The organism is Microcoleus sp. Pol12A5 (assembly GCF_036701435.1).
Taxonomy (GTDB): Bacteria; Cyanobacteriota; Cyanobacteriia; order Cyanobacteriales; family Microcoleaceae; genus Microcoleus.
Window position 1 is genome coordinate 1 of sequence record NZ_JAUBQU010000300.1, and the last position, 1,238, is coordinate 1,238.

Consider the following 1,238-nt stretch of genomic DNA (forward strand, 5'->3'; position numbering starts at 1 on the left):
AACCGTTTGGGCAGCAATTCGCTGTTGGAATGCGTAGTTTACGGCAAAGTTACTGGCGCAACCATAGCACAATTCGTACAAAATCGCAAGTTGCCTGCCGTAGACGAACAGCGTTATATCAAGGAAGCCAGCGAGCAAATTCAGGCACTTTTAGAACGTCCGGGAAAATACCGCATCAATCAAGTGCGGCAGCAGTATCAAGATACTATGACTGAGTATTGTGGTGTATTTCGTAACGCCGAATTGATGCAGGAAGGTTTAAAGAAATTGGAGGATTTAGAGCGAAAATATGAGGATGTTTACTTAGACGATAAAGGCAAGTTGTGGAATACGGAAATTGTGGAAGCTTTGGAGTTGCGGAGTTTGATAATTGTCGGCAAAATGATTTTAACTTCTGCTTTGAACCGGCAGGAAAGTCGGGGAGCTCATTCGCGGGAAGATTTTACTGAGCGCGATGACGGCAATTTCTTGAAGCATACAATGGCGTATTATTCGCCTGCCGGGATTGATTTGGCTTATATGCCGGTGGCGATTACGATGTTTGAACCCCAGGAGAGGAAGTATTAAGTTGTAGGGTGGGCGATGCCAGCCCTGTTAAGGTTGTGAAGAAATCCCTCAAACGCTTGAAATTGGGTAGCGGGCAATCGTTAAATCTGATTCTTTTAAAAAGCGATCGGCAATAAACCAGGTTTATTGCCGATCGCCACCGCCTAGAATGACGCAAATCAGTCGATCGCACCTTGACTGGGCTGGCAATGCGTACCTTACCAATTGAGAGGAAATTCGGCAATCTTTAGTCTCTTCTACCACTTTTAGTTATCTGGCGCTATAATTATGTCAGATACGACATATGTGTAAACTTTATGACTAGACTACTTAATTTATGGAATCCCAAGGCGAGAACAAAGATGTTGTTTGGCTCATCAGAGGCTCCGTAAAAACTCCCCCTTTTTCCGCCTTAGCGCGAATTGAGGCAGGGATTTTATTAAGGATGTTACAAAATGGAGAAATTTTAGCCATGCCTGTCTCTCGGCCTATGCCAAGCATCAGCCCTCACTGCCACGAATTGCGGATCGATGATAGTGAAGCCGGTAAACAGTGGCGAATTATTTACCGGATTGACTCAGATGCTATTGTCATTGCAGAGGTGTTTCAAAAAACGGCGTTGCTGAATTGATGTATGATATAGCGATCGAGAGCAAAGTTGACGAAAAACAATGAACAGCAAATTAGAGTCA

At 44.1% G+C, this 1,238-nt stretch carries 1 protein-coding gene and 1 pseudogene; both read left to right on the forward strand.

Annotation, left to right across the window (positions count from 1 at the left end):
- Positions 1–567, forward strand: a pseudogene (locus tag QUA45_RS28875) (succinate dehydrogenase/fumarate reductase flavoprotein subunit); the annotation flags it as partial.
- Between the two features lie 451 nt (positions 568–1,018).
- Positions 1,019–1,177 carry a hypothetical protein gene (locus tag QUA45_RS28880; protein WP_333223383.1) on the forward strand — a complete coding sequence of 53 codons (159 nt, stop codon included), beginning with the start codon at positions 1,019–1,021 and terminating at the stop codon, positions 1,175–1,177.
- Positions 1,178–1,238 lie beyond the last annotated feature (61 nt).

Coding starts and splice junctions, on each gene's coding strand:
- QUA45_RS28880 (WP_333223383.1), top strand. CDS start 1,019: ATGCCTGTCTCTCGGCCTATGCCAAGCATCAGCCCTCACTGCCACGAA.